The organism is Enterococcus infantis, from assembly GCF_049166715.1.
Classification (GTDB): Bacteria; Bacillota; Bacilli; order Lactobacillales; family Enterococcaceae; genus Enterococcus_C; species Enterococcus_C leclercqii.
Map to the genome: position 1 here is coordinate 45,227 of NZ_JBMHFB010000001.1, position 17,047 is coordinate 62,273.

A 17,047-nucleotide genomic window follows, 5' to 3' on the forward strand; every position below is an offset into this window, starting at 1 on the left:
TCTCCAGGTTGAGGCTTGCTGAGAAAGTTGTGGCTGTTTCATCTGTCAGTACGAGCCCAGCCAATACTCTTAGTGCCAAGCGCGCCTTAAATCGTTTTCCATTATAAGGCCATCGTCAATTTTTTTCCACCTTTTGAACGGGATTGTTGGTAAAGACCCGATTGGTGATGGCGTTAACCTTCTCCACCTGCAGACTGCTACCAGTGTCGATAGCAATGAACCACGCAGGAATATACACATTGGTTCCTCTAAACTGCAGGCTCAGTGTGTAAACGAGTTGCCGCCAAACGATAGTAGATTTGGGTGGGATTCGATTATTGATATACAAAGTATCAATCGCATCCCGCTCAGTGTATAGATTGACTTTGTCCCGCAGCTTTTCAATTTTGCCGATGTGGGTTTGTGTGTAGCGGGTGATTTTTAAGAGATCATCGGTGTTTTCCAAGGTGATGTCCAGTCGGCTGGAAGCATCATTAAAAGGGATTCCTTCAAAACTCTGAGCAGCCACAATTGACGGATACTCTTTGTCTTGAAACGAGAGGTACGGCAGATATTGGTACTCTTTTCCATAAAGAACTTCGCCCTCCTGACTCAAAAATTTGGCTAACGTCTCGGCAGTTTTGCCATCATCAGTGATATTAAAGCCTTCAGAAACATTGCGGATCAATTGGTTATCATCAACTTTGATCCCTAAGCGAAAAGCTGTACTGTCGTCAAGCTGATCGCGATAGTCCTGAATTGCTTTTTGCATGTCGGTCGGTTCTCCACTGAGATAATAGCCTTCCGCCTTTTTTGTAGATAGCTCACCACTATATTTGATGTCATCAGCTTTTAATCGTTGTTCGATTGCAATCTTTTGATTGGAGGCGGACACACTGTTTTCTTCAGTTCTTGCAGAACGATAAATACTCAAGAGAAAGATATTTACCCCTAGAAAAGCCAGAAAGAAGATCCATTCGATTCGTTTAAAATCCAATCAAGCTCCCTCCTTTTGTGCCAAGTGATCTAGCAGCTGTTGATAAGAATACCAGTTGTCATCATACTTGATATACCAGGTAGGCACCATATCCACAATACCGTCTGCATTTTTGACATCTTGTCGCTGATAACCGATAACCATTGTTTGCCAAAGGTCTGTCTGAGCGCCCTTTGCTGTCAGCTCGGCAATCACTTCACTGCTGGAGGCCAGTTCAACCGTCTCATCTGATGGAATCGGAATTTGAATCGTGTTTAAACTGCTGTGAATATCCACTTGTGGCACACCAGTTCCACTGTCACGAATGTCAAAGGTTACTTCCCCTTGATAGGCATCACCAAACACCGGAAAGCCCTCGATAAAGGTGCGGTAAGTGATGCCATCTTTGTCCCGATCAAAGAAACGCAAATAACCAATCCCCGTCCCTAAACGACTGATATAACCATAACTACGATCATAAATGTCTTCTTCGCCCTCTGTTGTTGTCTCTAACTGTCCTTGAAATTCCACGATTTGACGGTTCTCTTGAACGTGCATCGTTTCTGAACCACCATACAATACGGTATCACGACTTTCTTCACTACTTTTGACATTTTCTGGATCTTGGAAAAAGGCATTTCGGAAAACCGTATACGTTTGAGTAGAAGCAATATAACTGTAAAGTTTCAGTTTCACTTTCTCGCTAGTATTGTATTGCAGGCTGGACAACCGATTTTCGGCAGTCATAGGCATCCACGCTTCATCCAATTGCTGCAATTTCTGCTCTATAGGATCCAATTCCATTGTCATAGACGCTTCATAGATTTGATGCCTTCTGGTATTGATAAAACGGATGCGGCTGTTGTCAAAATCCCACTGTACTTTGGTAAAGTAGACATCTTTTCCATCAGCAATCCCCTTTAAGTCGATTTTTAGATTGAACATTTTGGCATATTCGTAAAGTTGAAACGATCCAAAATAGCTCATCTCGACTCCATGACGAATGTCAGCCGCCTCCAAAAAAGCTTGGTCGTCATCGTAAGTCGTGCCACTGACTTCTCCGTAACGTCCCTTAATTACCGATTCGTGGATTTTACTGATGGCATTTTCCGACGAGAGCATTTTGATGTCTTCTGGACTCTTGACCCAAACCAATCGTGTGGGTAGAAAAACTTCATCGGCTTTACGCACGTTGGACGCATTGGCCACCACCGTCGCCTGGTTATCACCAAGATAGGTACGAGCATTAGGGCTTAACCAGATTTTATAAGAGAGGTACAGACTCAACGCCAACAAAGCAATCAAGCCGTAACGAATGATTTTTTCGGATACCTTCATTCCCACCAATCCTCCTCATAAGGTTCGTAAGGCAGTGTGATATAAAAAGTGGAGCCGCGGCCTTCTTGGCTTTCTACCCAGATGTTACCACCATGTGCCTTCACCACTTCTTTGGAAATGGCTAGACCCAACCCGGTTCCCCCCTGCTTACGAGCGCGGGCTTTGTCCACTCGATAGAAGCGGTCAAAGACGCGACCCAGATCTTTTTTAGGAATTCCCAGACCTTGGTCAGTGACACTTAAGACGATATTGTTGTGGGTCTCTGACAGACGCACCGTAATTGTCCCACCATCAGGAGAGTACTTGATAGCGTTGTTCATGATGTTGTCTATCACCTGAATGATTTTGTCCGTATCGACTTCGGCCCACAAATCCCGCTTCGTGAAATCCCGGCGAATACGGTATTTTTTCCGAACGTCTTGGTTGTCGACGATCATATCAAAGCGATCCAAAACAAAATTCACCAACTCATTAAAGTTGACATATTCCAGTTGCAGCACCGCTTTGCCGCTATCCATTCGAGAAAGGTCCAACAGATCATTGATCATACGAATCATGCGATCTGTCTCATCTAAGGTTACCTTTAAAAAGTTTGGTGCGATTTCTTCGTCCTTCCATGCCCCTTCACTCAGCGCTTCGATATAGCTGCGCATGCTGGTCAATGGTGTCCGCAATTCATGGGACACGTTGGATACGAAATCGCGGCGCTCCTGCTCAGTTTTTTCTTGTTCAGTCACATCGTGCATAACAGCAACCAAACCGGAAATAAATCCGGATTCCCGGCGAATCATTGAAAAGTCTGTTCGCAAGATTACCAGACCCCGATATGGATTTTCTCGTTCAATCAGCATTTCATCAGGATCTTCCAATAGCTTACGCAGCGTATAGTCTTCATCGATTTCTAACAGTTCCAAAATCGATTCACCGATGACTTCTTCTCGTTTGACATTCAACAGAGTTAACGCCATTTCATTGATAGTGATCACCTTGCCTCGGCGATCGGTGGCGATGACTCCATCGGTCATATGGGACAATACACTGTCCAAGCGGTTTCGCTCGGACTCCATGGCGTCTTGCGTCTCGGCAATTCGATCCCCCAGCTGATTGAAGGTTTCCGCCAATTGTCCCAGCTCATCTCGACCGTAAACCGTCACCCGCCGACTGTAATCTCCCCGAGCAATGCGCAGCGCCTGCTCCCGCATTTCAACAATAGGTTGTGTAATGGAGCGAGAAACCAATACCGCAACAACAATCGAAATCCCCGCCGCAATCAAAGAAGCAAATACAAAGATTAACGCCGTTTCGTGGATTTCCTCATAGCGGCCTTCAATGTCGCTTTTCATAAACAAGGCCCCGATCACAGTGTCTCCAGTGGCTGATTGAATAGGTTGAACTACAATATAGACCCGTTTATTCGTGACCTCATCATATGCTGTTTTAGCGACAAAGGCTAAGTCATTGATGTCACGATAGTCATTTTTCTTGCCGATAAGGGATTTGTCGGTCAAAGGTGTGGCTCCCAAAACGATCCCGTTAGCATCCACCACCCGCATTTCTAGCACGTCGGTAGAAACGCTGTTTTCCAGCCGCAACTGGATATTGGACAATTCATCACCGGTAGCTTCTTCGCCATTTTTTTGCGTAATATCATTGGCAAATTCCGGTGCCACTCGGGAAGCCTGGTCTTTCATATTGTCAGTGAATGTCTTGATGGTATTGCGTTCCAATCCGCGAATAAAATACGCCCCGATAATCTCGATCGAAATCAACAGGATCAAGATAAATGCCAGGGCGATTTTAAAGTTCACCGATTGAAAAAAGCGAACTTTTTTTTTCATTGAGAGTTTACTCCTGTTCCGGATTTCGCAGGTAATAACCGACACCGCGACGAGTTACCAGATAGTTAGGGTGGCTGGGGTTGTCTTCGATTTTTTCCCGTAAGCGGCGAACAGTCACATCCACTGTCCGTACATCACCGAAATAATCATACCCCCAGACTGTTTGCAACAGATGCTCACGAGTCATGACCTGTCCCAAATGCTTCGCCAAATAATGAAGCAATTCAAACTCCCGGTGAGTCAACTCGATTGCAGCACCATTTTTAGTCACCATGTAGGCATCAGGTAAGATGGTCAAATCCCCGATGGTCAAATCGGTAGTCGCTGGCTCTTCGGCTTCTTTGGCCGCTTGGGAACCCCGACGAAGGTTGGCTTTGACACGAGCTACTAGTTCTCGGTTGGAAAATGGTTTGGTGACATAGTCATCGGCCCCCAGCTCTAAGCCCAGCACTTTATCGATTTCAGAATCTTTGGCAGTCACCATGATGATGGGCATGTCATAATTTTTACGGACTTCCCGAGCCACTTCAAGGCCGTCAATCTTAGGTAACATCAGATCTAACAAAATCAAATCTGGTTCCACTTCTTTGACCTTTTCCAACGCTTCCTCACCATCATAGGCGGTATAAACGTCATAGCCCTCTTTGGATAGATTGAACTTTACGATATCGGAGATTGGTTTCTCATCATCGACTACTAGAATTTTTTTCAAAAAGAACACCTCTTCTTACTTTACTGTTCTGTCAGAACACGCTTGAAAACATCGGCAACCTGTTGCTTTTCCTTGGCAATAAAAGCTAAAGCTCTGCTCCTGCTACTCATTGGGAAAACCTTAAACCACCGATTCAAAAAATCTAAAGCAAGTGACTTTAATGTTTTCAAGCACGCTCTGGTTCGTCCTTGCCATTATACCTTATTTTCACAGGGTTTTCATTAAAAGCCCAAAAACCCTCAGTCCTTCGCAACGAATTCTTAAAATACCGACGTTTTTCATTTTTTCAGTGTCGGACGATCCGTTAGTGAACGAGCGACACTATTGCTTTTGGCACCCCCAAGCTGTCTGACACGCCTCGGCCACTTTAATGCAGAAGTGAATGACACTAGCTGAGCTTAGTGAAATCAAGAAAAGTCTGTGCTTGAAATTTTTAACAATAAAAAGCCAAGTTTCTTCCACTTTTTCAAATGGAAGGGACTTGGCTTCTGGGTTCTCACGTTTGGTAGTGTTCGCTTAAGAGGAGGCTGACAGAACTATCCTCACAGCCCCGTTTCTTTTTCCTATCTTCTTTGACGCGTTTTTCTTTCGGTGCTGACTAACTTCTTTTCTCCTGCCACTTTTTCATCATAAGGCTGAGCAAAAGCAGCTTTTAGGAGGAAAGGCCATTTCTGGAAAACCGCCAGTCACCAAAGGCTAATCTAAGACCTGTACACCGACACCTAGAAGTTGTGGGCCAGTGTGGACGACTAATGCCGGTGAGATTTCCCCAAACAAGACCTCTTCCACAGCATTCGGCAGCATGTCTTTTAACAGTCGAGCCATCTCTCGGGCTTCATTTTCAGCACCAGCGTGGGCTACGGCTAAGCGGTATTTTTTATGGCTGGCAGCAAACTGTTTGACCAGTTCCAGTGATTTTGCCAAACTTTTGGCTCTTCCCCGGGCTTTGGCTACAGTATAATAAACGCCCTCCTCGTTACAAGAAATAATCGGGTTCAATTTTAAAGCCGTTCCTAAAAGAGCCGTCACCATGCCAATCCGACCACCTTTTTGCAAATATTCTAAGGTCGCAACATTGAAGAAGACTTTGTTTTGTAAAACTTCTTTTGTCAATTTTTTGCAGATAGTTTCAAAGGTCTCCCCAGCTTCAATCAGCTCTACTGCGCGAATCGCCTGCAAACCCGAAGCAATCCCGATATTTTTCGTATCCAATACAAAAATCTCCAATGCTGGATACTCTTCGGCCATCAAGCGAACCATGTTGTTGGTTCCCGAAAGACCGCTAGAAATAGTCACCGCGATTACCTTTTCATAGCCGGCTGCTTTAATCTCATCAAAAATCGCTAGGATTGCCTGACCATCTGGCAATGAGGTGGAAGGAATCTCGCCGGGCATGCGAGCAATTACTTCATCCGTAGTAATCTCCAGCTTATCGATGTATTCTCTCTCCGGATAAATGACCTTCAAAGGCAGCGTGAACACCTGATGGGCTGCCGCAAAATCCTGTGGTACGTCGCTTCCGGAGTCCGCTAACACGGCGATTTTTTCTTTATTCATAAAAGTAAGCTCCTTATCATCAAAAATTTATGCTTCCTGCAAATAATCAATCTCCAACTGGATGGCTTTTTCGGCTAACAGTTTGTTGGCAAATGACAAAGTAGCCGAGCGCACTGCCAAGTATCGGACTGGAATCACAACGTCCGTTTCAGCAAGTGTTTTGCCTTGTGCCAAAGAAGCGATCCGACCAACTGCTGATTCGGTTTCCTGGCAAAATAAATCATAGGCTTGCTGAATCCCATCCACTTTTCCTTGAAATAAAATTCCTTCTTTGATTTCGTTGATAGTCAGTACCTGTTTCAAGGTGGTAATGGCAATCAAAAATGCCACATGGGTCTTTGTATAACGTTTCTTTTTAGGCGCCGGAATCATGCCTAGCTTCACATAATTGTTCACCATGGATTTGGTCAGCAGATTGTGCTTTTCCGGCTTGATAAAAGGAGTCAGATACACATCTACTAAATTAATCACCTGATCCATATACAGCTCTAAGTCCGGCAGCTCTGACCAACGAGGCAGACGAGCGAGAGCCATCTCAGTGCCCCATTCTTCCAATTTTGCGGTCATTGTTTCCACTTCGCATCACCTTCTGAATTTCAATGATTATTACATCTAGTTTTTAAAACTAGATAAATTATAGCACACAACTAGACAGAAAAAAAGACGACGTCCTCCCTTGATGTAAGAATCCCTTATAACTTCTCATACTACTTGAGTGGTACCATTCACAAATAAAAAAACGGCAGCGGATCAGTTGATCCTGCTGCCGAAAAATTTTCGAGACAAAAAAATACCACCGCGTAAACTCTTTTCGAAATCTCCGAGGAGACCAAGAGTTTACCGATGGCGTGGGTTTGGCACCCAATGGGCTGTGAGGGGCTCGAACCCGCGACCCGCTGATTAAGAGTCAGCTGCTCTACCAACTGAGCTAACAGCCCGTATACAATTTGTTAAGAAAAGTACTTTCTTATGTTAGCACTCCGATTTTGAAAATGCAAGCAGTAAGAGTAAAAAAAAGCCCCTTGCAGCCAAGTTTTTTTAGGTTATAAAAAAGAGCGGTTACTTTTAACTTCTCCTGTCAAAATCCAGTTTTTTTTACCTTTTTAACGACAAAAAATGCTTCGTAAACAGTTTGCAATAGAATCTTTACTTGGATGCAAAACACTGTTCACAATTTATTCACAATTAGATTGTATATTAACAGTGTACCAACAAACAACCTGTCTTATTCCAAGACAAACCCTAACACTTTTTCATTTTTACTCCTGCCTACTGGTCCCCCGCCAGTAGGTCTTTTTTTGCAATGAACGAGCCGCTGCCCTCACCAGATTTTGGTGAAGGCAGCGGCTTGTTTTATTAACAGGTTGTATAACAAGACTCTTAATAGTCTAATAGTCATTACCTTTTCAAAAATACGTTTATTTCACTTCGGTTAATACGTCATCCAGATTATCCAAGAAAAAGCGAACATCGGCTTCCGTGACAACAAGAGGTGGCTGCATTGCCATGACATTACGATTTTCCCCGTTCTTGCCTACGATGATACCGCGATCTTTCATCTTTTCCAAAATTTCATCCACTTGGTCGGCAGCCGGGGCCAACGTTTTGCGATCGGTCACCATTTCCGCCCCAAGCATCAGCCCTAACCCACGGACATCTCCAATCAAGGGATGTTTTTTAGCTAATTCTAAAAGTCCTTCTCGTAGTTGAGTCCCGCGAGCAATTGCATTTTCCATCAGCCCGGCCTCTTTGATATAGCGCAAGACCGACAGACCGGCCATAGCAGAAACCGGATTGCCCCCCAACGTAGATGCCGAAGGACGCGTAAAAGCAGCGGCAATTTCATCCGTGGTGATATAAGCTCCAATTGGAAAGCCATTGCCTAGTGCTTTGGCAACTGTCAAAATATCCGGTACGACACCAAAATTTTCGATAGCAAACATCTTTCCGGTACGGGCGAAACCGGTTTGGACTTCATCCACAATCAATAAGATGCCATGTTGATCCAACAATGCTTTGAGCTTTTGGAAGTAATGGGGCGTTGGCGTCACAATTCCGGCATTTCCTTGAATCGGCTCTACGATCATTGCCGCAATCTTGCCAGAAGTTCGGCGTCGGATCAAACGCTCCACGTCAGCGATACATTCGTCTTCAAATTCTTCTTGCGTTTGATTTTCATCACGGCGACCATCCCGATAAAAATAAGGATTACGGGCAAAATGAATGCCGCCATTTGGCGTATCCGTAGTTCGCCACATTCCAATACCTGTCAAACTCATCGTCAACTGAGTCCGGCCATGCAGTCCCAAATCCAACCCGATGAATTCGTGAGCCCCGGTGTACAGCTGTGCCATCAGCAGAGCCCCTTCATTGGCTTCAGTCCCGGAATTAACGAAAAAGCTCCGTTTCAGATTTCCTGGTGTTACCTCAGCCAACGCTTCAGCTAAGTTGACACCATTTTCAGTAAGATAGATATTGCAGACGTGCTGCAAATCGTGGATCTGCTCTATCACCGGGTCGATGATGGCGGGATTGGAGTGGCCGCAGTTCATGACAGAAACACCGGCAAAGAAGTCTAAGTATTTTTTACCGGTGGAATCAAAGAGATACTGCATCTCCCCTTTGACAAATTGCGGTGGATTTTTATAAAAATGGTTGATACAAGGTACAAAATACTCATTTTTCTTAGCAATGACACCTTCTGGCCCCAAATAACTCATACATCTTCATCCTTTCTCTGTAGTAAACTAACTTCTCTTTAACGCGAGACTCTAGCAGGCAGACAGGGCTGCTCCTCTTATTTTTAGCAGCTGCCTTCAATCAAAAATAAGTGTTTGCAAGCTCTGTTCATGCCCTGTTGCTTGTTCCAAACGCTGTGCCCAAGCCATTCGTTGGGTCAGCTCTGCTTGTGGTGTTTGCAAGGCCTCTTTGTAAATAGCAATCACTTGGCGCAGTGCGCTTGAATCGTATTCTTTTCCTTCAATCCGCAGCGCTTTTGCTCCAGTCTGCAGCAACTCAGGTAATAATACCGCATAAGAAAAATCCTTCGTTGGCAGTAGGTGGTTTTTACCATATTGGTCCGCACGAATCTTGCGGATAAAGCCGTTTTCATCGATTAAGTCGAGATTGTCACCGGCATTTCCGCCATCGATCCAATCTTCGTCTGTCCGATCGATTTCAGCTTTTTTAAAGGAGTGTTCCATATACATAAGCGTCGGAGCACCTTGTACAATCACCTCAGTAGCAATGGGCATCAAAGCTGGCGTTTCGGCAACAATGGCTGCTGGTGCTTCGATGGAAAGGGTCACCGATTCCAAACCTTGTGCTTGATAGAAGCAGCCGCTGAGATGATTGTACACATTTAAGCCGTAGTCGCCGCGAAGTTTAAGACCACTGTTTTTATAACGATGAACCTCGCCAATGTTGGAAACCAGCAGACCATCGATGCCTAATTGCGGCAATTGCGCTACTAATCCATCTAATCGGCGAAACTGATCCTCATTGACCATGCGGGGCAGCACATAAAAGACCGGCGTCTGACTTTCTTTTGCACAGTCGGCAATTTCTTGTAAATCTTGTCTGCTAAATGGTGGATTGGGAGCCAAAACTTCTCCAGAAAGGTAGAGACTGTCGATTCCACACGCCAACGCTGCCAATGCAGAGGCCTTATTATCCACTGTCACGCGGATTTCAGGAATTGTCGGTTCAGCAGGATTTGCCATAGTTGCCGTTGCTGCGCTGGTTTTCACCTCAGCATCAGACTCGACACCCTCAGCTTTTTGGGAAAGCGTCGCTGAGTCTGCTAGTCCAACTTGCTCATTTTTTCTGGTTTGTTGGGCAGCTGCTAACAGCTCCTGCAAATGTGCCGCCACTTTTTCCACTCGGCGCTCTTTCATAATTGGTTCTTCCAAAGGACGGGAAAAGACCCGGGGCTCTCTTTTTCCATCGATGGCGATATTGCTCAGACCCGGCTTACCAAATGCATAGGCGGTCGACAAATCTCGCACGCGATTTTCTTCAAGAAAGGCTACCTTTTCTTGATCCGTCTGATAACTGATTGGATCCGCTAAAAAGCGGTCAATTGCTTCGCCGTAAAGATTAATCAATTCAATCAGATAATCGGCTCCGCGCATCCGTCCCTCAATCTTGTAAGAATTTACACCTGACATAATGAGTTGAGGAATGTGTTGGTACAAAGACATATCCTTGACTGCCATCGGGTAAATCAGCTCATCTTTAGTCGTTTCTTCTGTTTTTTGCGGATCTTGATAGGCCCAGCGACAAGGCTTCATACACAGCCCCCGGTTACCACTTTTTCCGAAATAAACACCACTCGCATAACACTGCGCTCCATGAGCCACACACATGTCTCCGTGGATAAAATACTCATACTCCAGCTCTGGAAATTCCCGTACAAAATCTTGGACATCTTTCAGGGAAGCTTCGCGGGAGATTACGCAGCGGGTCACTCCCAGCTCTTGGGCACTTGCCTGCATCTCGTCATTGTGAACGTTAGCCATAACACTCAGATGCAGCTCCAGATCCAAATTCAATTCTTTGATCAATTGGACCGCCCCAAAGTCCTGAATAATCAGCGCATCGACACCTGCGCCTTCCAAAAAGCGCAGGTAAGCTTCGGCATCCGCCAGTTCCTCATTGGTCATCATATTGTTGAAGGTCACATAAACTTTTTTTCCGAGACTGTGGGCGGTAACTACTGCGGCTGCTATTTCTTCATTGGTGAGATTGTGTTTGGGGTTGTGCATCCGCATGTTGAATTTCTTGCCCCCAAGATAGACGGCATCTGCGGCACTTTGGATTACCTGTTGAAAATCTGCATAAGTGCCCACCGGTGCCAAAAGTTCGATGGTGCGTCCTTGATACATACGTGTCATGTCTTGTTTCCTCCTGTGGCCCCGACTGATTATCGCTGCCGGTTATTAAGAACAGCGGCCCGAACAAATGCAGGCCGCTGAGGTCATTTTTTTATCAAAGTTTCTGCTGAAGATCAGCAAATTCAGCTGTTACTTGAAATAGACATCCGACAAGACATCTGCCGGTTTCAAATCTTTAGTCAGCAAATCATTTTCTTGCGCCCATGCAAATGCTGAAGTGATATCTTCATCCGTTGCTTGTTCTGCGTGAGTATAATCCGGTACAGTGATTTGATCTTTCAAAGTTTCCGGGAAACCAACTTCATCGATGAACAGCTGGATATAATCGGATTTGTCGTGGTCTTTGATGTAATCCACTGCCTCATTGTAAGCATCATACATCCCCTTGATAGCATCTGCTTTTTTATCAATGACATCCGCTGGCATCCCCATAACAAATGGATTGATTCCAATCTCACGAGTTGAATCCAAGACCCGCAACCCATCGGCTACAGCCATCGTTACAAAAGGTTCTGGCAGGATTGCCGCCTGTGCTTGTTTATTCTTCAACAACTCCAAACGAGTCGGTACTTGCGGCACTTCACTGACATTGATATCAGATTCTTTGAGCCCCGCTTTTTCCAACATTTTCGTCACAGCATATTCTGTCCCGGTCTTTTTAGACAAAATAACGTCTTTGCCCTTCAAATCAGCAACAGACTGGATACTGTCGTCACCGGTTACCAAATCAAATTGGCCATAAGTATTTCCTGTAATCTTTACATCCATGCCGGCTTCTTGATAAATAGCAATCGCCACTAAGTCAGTAGAAACACCATCGACTTTGCCGGCTTGGAAAGCTGCGTCACGGTCTTTGGCTGCTTTGAAGTTTTCCAGCTTGATTTCAACACCGTGTTTTTTATCAAAGCCTTTTTCATGGGCTAAAATCAATGGAATGTTATCGGTAGAAGGCATAACACCTAATGTCAAAGTAGTGACTTCGTTTTCTTTAGCGCTGCTGGATACTCCGGTTTTGTCGCTTTCTTTATCGCCACTGCCGCAAGCCGCCAGCGTCACGACTGCCAATGTTAAAATTCCCAATGCTTTTGTCCATTTTTTCATTACTGTATAAATCCCCTTTTCTTTACATTCTTTTGTCCACATTTCCAAATTTCCGTTAAACACATAAATCAAGAAGTTATAAAAACACATCCAACACCCCGGCAACCAAAAAGACCAGGCTGACGATTTCATTGACATTGTATGAAGCAATTTCTGCATGTGCCAAATGGTCCGGCCGCACAACTTTGTGTTCTACGATTAGCAAACTACCGATAGCCACCAAGCCAACAAAATAAATCCAGCCAAATTGCGGTGTCACAATCCCTGCCAGCACCAGACAGCCAAAAGTGATGACATGAAAGAACCGTGCAATCAAGAGTCCATTTTTGACACCCACAGCTGCTGGAATCGAATGGATGCCATGACTGCGATCAAACGTCACATCTTGTGAACCGTAAATAATATCAAAACCTGCGACCCACAGCATATTGGCTCCGGACAAAAAGAAGGCTGTCCAAGAGAAACTGTTGGTAATGGCAATCCAAGCTCCCGCCGGCGCCATAGCGCAAGTGAAACCCAATACCAGGTGGCACAATGCCGTAAAACGCTTTGTGTAAGAGTAGAAGACCATAAAGAACAATGCAATAGGCGACAATGCCAGTGTCACTGGTCCCAAAAGGCCCGCCACAATCACTGTGACTATAAAGCAGGCAATCGCAAACCACAGCGCTTCTTTTTTACTCATTTTCCCTTGCGGAATCTGTCGTACCGCTGTTCGAGGATTGGCCTGATCGATGTCAGCATCAATTACTCGATTGATTGCATTAGCGCCAGTTCTAGCCGCCAAAAGGCCAATGACTAATAAGAGAATCTTACGCCAGTGAAATTGACCGTTAGAAGCCAAGAGCAGCGAGACAATCCCAAAAGAAAAGGAAAAAATCGTGTGTTGGAACATCACCAACACACCGTATGCATGCAGTTTTTGTCCTAACTTTTTAATCCAGGCCATATTCAGCCCACCGTTTCGTCACTTTGTTTTTCGTTGTCTCATCCATCGTTACATCGTCTGGCCAAGGACGGGTATGTCCTTCTTCGGGCCATTTCCGAGTGGCATCGATTCCCAAGCGTGTGCCAAAAAAGGCATTTGGCGAGGAATGATCTAAGGCATCCAGCGGCCCTTCGTTCATGACCAGGTCACGTTTGGCGTCAATATTATTGAAGACTTTCCACGCGACTTTGGAGAAATCGTGAGGATCGACATCTTCTTCTACTACAACAATCATCTTGGTATACATCATCTGGCCCATTCCCCAGCAAGTATTCATCACCTTGTGGGCGTGATAAGGGAATTTTTTCTTAATGGAAACAATCACACAGTTGTGAAAGACTCCTTCAAAAGGCATGGCCAAATCCACGATTTCAGGTGCCATCATCCTCAGCAAAGGTAAAAAGACCCGCTCGGTAGCCAATCCCATGTAATCATCTTCCATCGGCGGCTGCCCGACAATCGTTGTAGGATACACGGCATTCTTTTTGTGGGTGATGGCAGTCACATGAAATACCGGGTACATGTCTTCTAAAGAATAATAACCTGTATGATCTCCAAAAGGCCCTTCTTCTCGCAATGGCTCTGTCACATCCACATAGCCTTCAATGACAAACTCAGATTCTGCCGGCACATAGATATCATTTGTGATGGACTTGACCATTTTCACCGGTCGCTTGCGCAAAAAGCCCGCCAACATCATTTCATCAATCATTTTAGGCAAGGGTGCGGTGGCTGCATAAGTGATTGCAGGATCGCCACCAAGGGCAACTGAAACCGGCATTTTGCCCCCTAATTTGCGATACTTTTCATAGATTTCCCGACCATCTTTGTGCCAGTGCCAATGCATTCCGGTCGTTTTTTTATCATATACTTGCATCCGATACATGCCAGTGTTTTGCTGACCGGTGTCTGGATCTTTTGTCATCACTAGCGGCAAGGTGATAAATGGCCCGCCATCTTGTGGCCAACATTGCAAAATAGGCAGTTTTGTCAGATCAGGGTCGGTCATCACCACTTCTTGGCAAGCGCCGTTTTTCACTTTAATAGGAAAAACCGCCGCCATCCGCGATAGTTTCGGCAGTTGTGCCGCACTTTTGAGCCAACCGGCATAATTGGCCATATTGATCAAGTCTGCGATCTGTTCACCGACTTCGTTCAAGTTGTCGACGCCTAGTCCCAATGCCATTCGTTCTTCTGACCCCATCGCATTGATTAGTACCGGAAATTCTGAACCAACTACATTTTCAAACAACAAGGCTGGTCCGTGGGCTTTTGACACACGATCGGTGATTTCAGTAATTTCCAATTCAGCTGAGACCGGTGACTTGACTCGTTTCAATTCCCCATCTTTCTCCAGCCTGCGGATAAATTCTTGCAGATTTTTATAAGCCATAAACAGTTCCCTTCTATATGAATACGTCGCACTATTCGCTCAAACAACGGCCGTCTGAAAACAGCGCTCATTTGCACTGTTCTCCTTTTGAGTCGTCTTTAAGGACGCGCTCAACATTACAGCAGTCTTTGTAGTTTGTATCACAAAAACAAACATGCTTATTCTAACACTAACCCACCGAAAAATAAAATGTCTGTGCTGCTTTTCACCATTATTTAATTCAAGCAAAAACGGCTGTGACAAAAGCTAACTTGCTAAAATAAAACTTTCTTTTTGTTACTTCTGCTGCAAACTCAAGTCCCGCTTATCAGAAAGCGTTTTGCCTTTTTATGCTGTTTTTAAAAAGAGCTCATTAAAAAGGGACGATCGCCTTTATTGACATCGCCCCTTTTTGTTAAGGTTTTTTAAGGCCATTTGTGCCTACTTTTCAATCGTAATAGCGAGGGGCACGAGTCTCAGGAGCCACTGTTGTCAGCCAGCTTTTCGCCTGCGTCCCCAGTGCGGCTGCCATTTGACAGGAAACTGCAATCTGCTCTTTTGTGATGCCGTCCACATGCACACCGGCGATGACAACAGCTTTTTTTTCTGGCGCTAAGGACAGTGCTTTCAAAAAAGATTCCGCCAATACATCGTCTTTATGAAAGCGTCCAGAATGACTGGGAAAACGTAGAGTACCGTAATCAGTAGCCGTCTTTTTCGAAGCGTAAAACTCGGACTCAAAATTAGTAGCCGGTATGCTTACCTGCACCCCTTCAGCCAGCGTTTCAGTCACAGTTCCCACATGCGGGACATCTCCACCGGTCAAGAGCACCACAAGATCTTCGTTGATTATCGTCACTTCTGCTTGCATTGTATACTCTGCCTGAGTCGTCATAAATTCTTTTCGTAAAAACGTCATTTTTCCTCCCCCTGCCAGCGCACAGCATCGGCTTGTGGCAATCCCAATAAATCCAGCAGCCGATCAGTCTGACGACTTACCAGGTCAGAAATCGTCTGAGGCTGTGTGTAAAAAGCCGGCATCGGTGGCGCAATGACTACTCCCAGACGCGCCAGTTTAGTAAGGTTTTCCAAATGGATCACACTCAGCGGCGTTTCCCGGGGGACAATCACCAGACGTCGCTGCTCTTTCAAGATGACATCCGCCGCTCGCCCAATCAAGGTCTCTGAAAAACCGTGGGCAATTCCCGCTACCGTCTTCATGCTGGCCGGCACAATAACCATGCCGTCAGTAAGAAAAGAACCACTGGCAATTGCCGCACCTAGGTTTTCTTCCTCATAATAGACGTCCATCAAGGCAATGACTTCTTCTTGCGTCAATGACGTCTCCAAACGAAGATTTTCCCAGGCCCAGCGACTCACTACTCCATGGACTTCCACATCGGGACGACTTTTCAATTTTTTCAACAAGTCCACTGCATAGACTGAGCCGGATGCTCCGGTGATGGCAACGATGATTTTTTTCATAAACAGGTTCCTCCAACATATTCCGATTTATAGTAAACCGGACGTTTTCTCTCATTCACTATAGCATATCCAGCAGCAAAAAAGCCCGCTCTAAAGCCATGTCAACTGATTTTGACACTGAAATATTCCAGAAATCAGTTCAGTTTTACTCAAGCTCTGCTATGATGAATGTATCAGAGGTACCTGAGCAAAATTCTTTTTTTCCATCGTTTTGTTGTTCTCAGTCAGGTTTACCTCTCATTGACTAAAAGCCTAACCATTGCCAGTATTTTTGAACTTGAACTCAAGAAAGCAGGTGCTTCATTATGGATATCAGTCGTCACTTAAAAGAATTACGCTTAGAACACCAATTGACTCAAGAAGAGTTGGCCCAAGCTATTTTTGTCTCTCGTCAGAGTGTTTCCAACTGGGAAAATGGCAAAGGACAGCCGGATATTGAAAACCTGATCCTGCTCAGTGAGCTCTATCACCTTTCCTTAGATGAGCTTTTGCAGGATCAGAAGCTGCCGGACAAACAAAAACCAAAATTTTTCATTGCTCACCGCTTTCTCACTGGTTTTGTCTTTTTATCTTTGACCGCATTGATCTGCCAGATTATTTTTCAACCATCAGGCTTTTTGATTCCTCTTTTTTACAGCCTTCTATGCTTTATCCAAACCTGGCGCTACCTGATAAAAACTAACCGCGGAGCCAATGTGTATGGTCAAGGTGAAAATATGTATGACCCAGCGATTATCTTGTGGGCCCTCACTTATATGATGATCTTGGCTGCGATAGGATTTCAAGGTTATATCAATCCGTAAGTT

General features: G+C 45.0%; 14 protein-coding genes and 1 tRNA gene. 1 reads left to right on the plus strand and 14 read right to left on the minus strand.

Annotated features, from left to right (window positions below):
• Nucleotides 1-115 precede the first annotated feature (115 nt).
• The 14 genes from ACOMA8_RS00205 to ACOMA8_RS00270 all read right to left on the minus strand — a co-directional run bounded on the left by ACOMA8_RS00205 (nucleotide 116) and on the right by ACOMA8_RS00270 (nucleotide 16,241).
• Complete coding sequence (locus ACOMA8_RS00205; RefSeq protein WP_161899111.1) at nucleotides 116-976, minus strand: two-component system regulatory protein YycI; 861 nt, start codon at nucleotides 974-976, stop codon at nucleotides 116-118.
• Nucleotides 977-2,293 (minus strand): YycH family regulatory protein, encoded by a 1,317-nt coding sequence (locus ACOMA8_RS00210; protein WP_421367409.1) that lies wholly within the window; start codon nucleotides 2,291-2,293, stop codon nucleotides 977-979.
• Nucleotides 2,290-4,131: a cell wall metabolism sensor histidine kinase WalK gene (gene walK, locus ACOMA8_RS00215; RefSeq protein ID WP_161899113.1), complete on the minus strand. Its 1,842-nt coding sequence runs from the start codon at nucleotides 4,129-4,131 to the stop codon at nucleotides 2,290-2,292. Before walK ends, ACOMA8_RS00210 begins: the two co-directional genes overlap by 4 nt.
• A gap of 7 nt (nucleotides 4,132-4,138) precedes the next feature.
• Entirely contained in the window at nucleotides 4,139-4,843 is a 705-nt protein-coding gene (gene yycF, locus ACOMA8_RS00220; RefSeq protein ID WP_161899114.1) for a response regulator YycF, read from the minus strand.
• Nucleotides 4,844-5,539: 696 nt separating this feature from the next.
• The gene (locus ACOMA8_RS00225; RefSeq protein WP_421367413.1) at nucleotides 5,540-6,400 is read right to left on the minus strand and encodes a DegV family protein; all 861 of its coding nucleotides are present in this window, start codon (nucleotides 6,398-6,400) and stop codon (nucleotides 5,540-5,542) included.
• Between the two features lie 27 nt (nucleotides 6,401-6,427).
• Nucleotides 6,428-6,967: a DUF1836 domain-containing protein gene (locus ACOMA8_RS00230; RefSeq protein WP_161899244.1), complete on the minus strand. Its 540-nt coding sequence runs from the start codon at nucleotides 6,965-6,967 to the stop codon at nucleotides 6,428-6,430.
• A 298-nt stretch (nucleotides 6,968-7,265) separates the two neighbouring features.
• Nucleotides 7,266-7,338 (minus strand) — tRNA-Lys (locus ACOMA8_RS00235).
• A gap of 480 nt (nucleotides 7,339-7,818) precedes the next feature.
• Nucleotides 7,819-9,120: an aspartate aminotransferase family protein gene (locus ACOMA8_RS00240; RefSeq protein ID WP_421367415.1), complete on the minus strand. Its 1,302-nt coding sequence runs from the start codon at nucleotides 9,118-9,120 to the stop codon at nucleotides 7,819-7,821.
• 96 nt (nucleotides 9,121-9,216) lie between these two features.
• Nucleotides 9,217-11,295 (minus strand): peptidase U32 family protein, encoded by a 2,079-nt coding sequence (locus tag ACOMA8_RS00245; protein ID WP_421367418.1) that lies wholly within the window; start codon nucleotides 11,293-11,295, stop codon nucleotides 9,217-9,219.
• A gap of 129 nt (nucleotides 11,296-11,424) precedes the next feature.
• Nucleotides 11,425-12,396 carry an ABC transporter substrate-binding protein gene (locus tag ACOMA8_RS00250; RefSeq protein ID WP_161899118.1) on the minus strand — a complete coding sequence of 324 codons (972 nt, stop codon included), beginning with the start codon at nucleotides 12,394-12,396 and terminating at the stop codon, nucleotides 11,425-11,427.
• Nucleotides 12,397-12,472: 76 nt separating this feature from the next.
• Nucleotides 12,473-13,345 carry a 4-hydroxybenzoate octaprenyltransferase gene (locus tag ACOMA8_RS00255; protein WP_421367421.1) on the minus strand — a complete coding sequence of 291 codons (873 nt, stop codon included), beginning with the start codon at nucleotides 13,343-13,345 and terminating at the stop codon, nucleotides 12,473-12,475.
• Nucleotides 13,332-14,777 (minus strand): menaquinone biosynthesis decarboxylase, encoded by a 1,446-nt coding sequence (locus ACOMA8_RS00260; RefSeq protein ID WP_161899120.1) that lies wholly within the window; start codon nucleotides 14,775-14,777, stop codon nucleotides 13,332-13,334. Before ACOMA8_RS00260 ends, ACOMA8_RS00255 begins: the two co-directional genes overlap by 14 nt.
• 427 nt (nucleotides 14,778-15,204) lie before the next feature.
• Nucleotides 15,205-15,675, minus strand: a complete 471-nt coding sequence (lpdD, locus tag ACOMA8_RS00265) for a prenylated flavin chaperone LpdD (protein ID WP_421367424.1) — start codon at nucleotides 15,673-15,675, stop codon at nucleotides 15,205-15,207.
• Complete coding sequence (locus ACOMA8_RS00270; protein ID WP_421367426.1) at nucleotides 15,672-16,241, minus strand: UbiX family flavin prenyltransferase; 570 nt, start codon at nucleotides 16,239-16,241, stop codon at nucleotides 15,672-15,674. The genes lpdD and ACOMA8_RS00270 overlap by 4 nt, the downstream gene beginning before the upstream one ends.
• A 305-nt stretch (nucleotides 16,242-16,546) precedes the next feature.
• On the opposite strand from ACOMA8_RS00270, the gene ACOMA8_RS00275 reads away from it, so the two are divergent.
• Entirely contained in the window at nucleotides 16,547-17,044 is a 498-nt protein-coding gene (locus tag ACOMA8_RS00275) for a helix-turn-helix transcriptional regulator (protein WP_421367428.1), read from the plus strand.
• Nucleotides 17,045-17,047: the final 3 nt, after the last annotated feature.

Bases quoted from the DNA above. Each gene is read 5' to 3' on its own strand.
- ACOMA8_RS00255 (WP_421367421.1), bottom strand. From the start codon at position 13,345: ATGGCCTGGATTAAAAAGTTAGGACAAAAACTGCATGCATACGGTGTG.
- lpdD (WP_421367424.1), bottom strand. From the start codon at position 15,675: ATGACGTTTTTACGAAAAGAATTTATGACGACTCAGGCAGAGTATACA.
- walK (WP_161899113.1), bottom strand. From the start codon at position 4,131: ATGAAAAAAAAAGTTCGCTTTTTTCAATCGGTGAACTTTAAAATCGCC.
- ACOMA8_RS00260 (WP_161899120.1), bottom strand. From the start codon at position 14,777: ATGGCTTATAAAAATCTGCAAGAATTTATCCGCAGGCTGGAGAAAGAT.
- ACOMA8_RS00270 (WP_421367426.1), bottom strand. From the start codon at position 16,241: ATGAAAAAAATCATCGTTGCCATCACCGGAGCATCCGGCTCAGTCTAT.
- ACOMA8_RS00250 (WP_161899118.1), bottom strand. From the start codon at position 12,396: ATGAAAAAATGGACAAAAGCATTGGGAATTTTAACATTGGCAGTCGTG.
- ACOMA8_RS00210 (WP_421367409.1), bottom strand. From the start codon at position 2,293: ATGAAGGTATCCGAAAAAATCATTCGTTACGGCTTGATTGCTTTGTTG.
- ACOMA8_RS00245 (WP_421367418.1), bottom strand. From the start codon at position 11,295: ATGACACGTATGTATCAAGGACGCACCATCGAACTTTTGGCACCGGTG.
- ACOMA8_RS00225 (WP_421367413.1), bottom strand. From the start codon at position 6,400: ATGAATAAAGAAAAAATCGCCGTGTTAGCGGACTCCGGAAGCGACGTA.
- ACOMA8_RS00275 (WP_421367428.1), top strand. From the start codon at position 16,547: ATGGATATCAGTCGTCACTTAAAAGAATTACGCTTAGAACACCAATTG.
- ACOMA8_RS00230 (WP_161899244.1), bottom strand. From the start codon at position 6,967: ATGACCGCAAAATTGGAAGAATGGGGCACTGAGATGGCTCTCGCTCGT.
- ACOMA8_RS00240 (WP_421367415.1), bottom strand. From the start codon at position 9,120: ATGAGTTATTTGGGGCCAGAAGGTGTCATTGCTAAGAAAAATGAGTAT.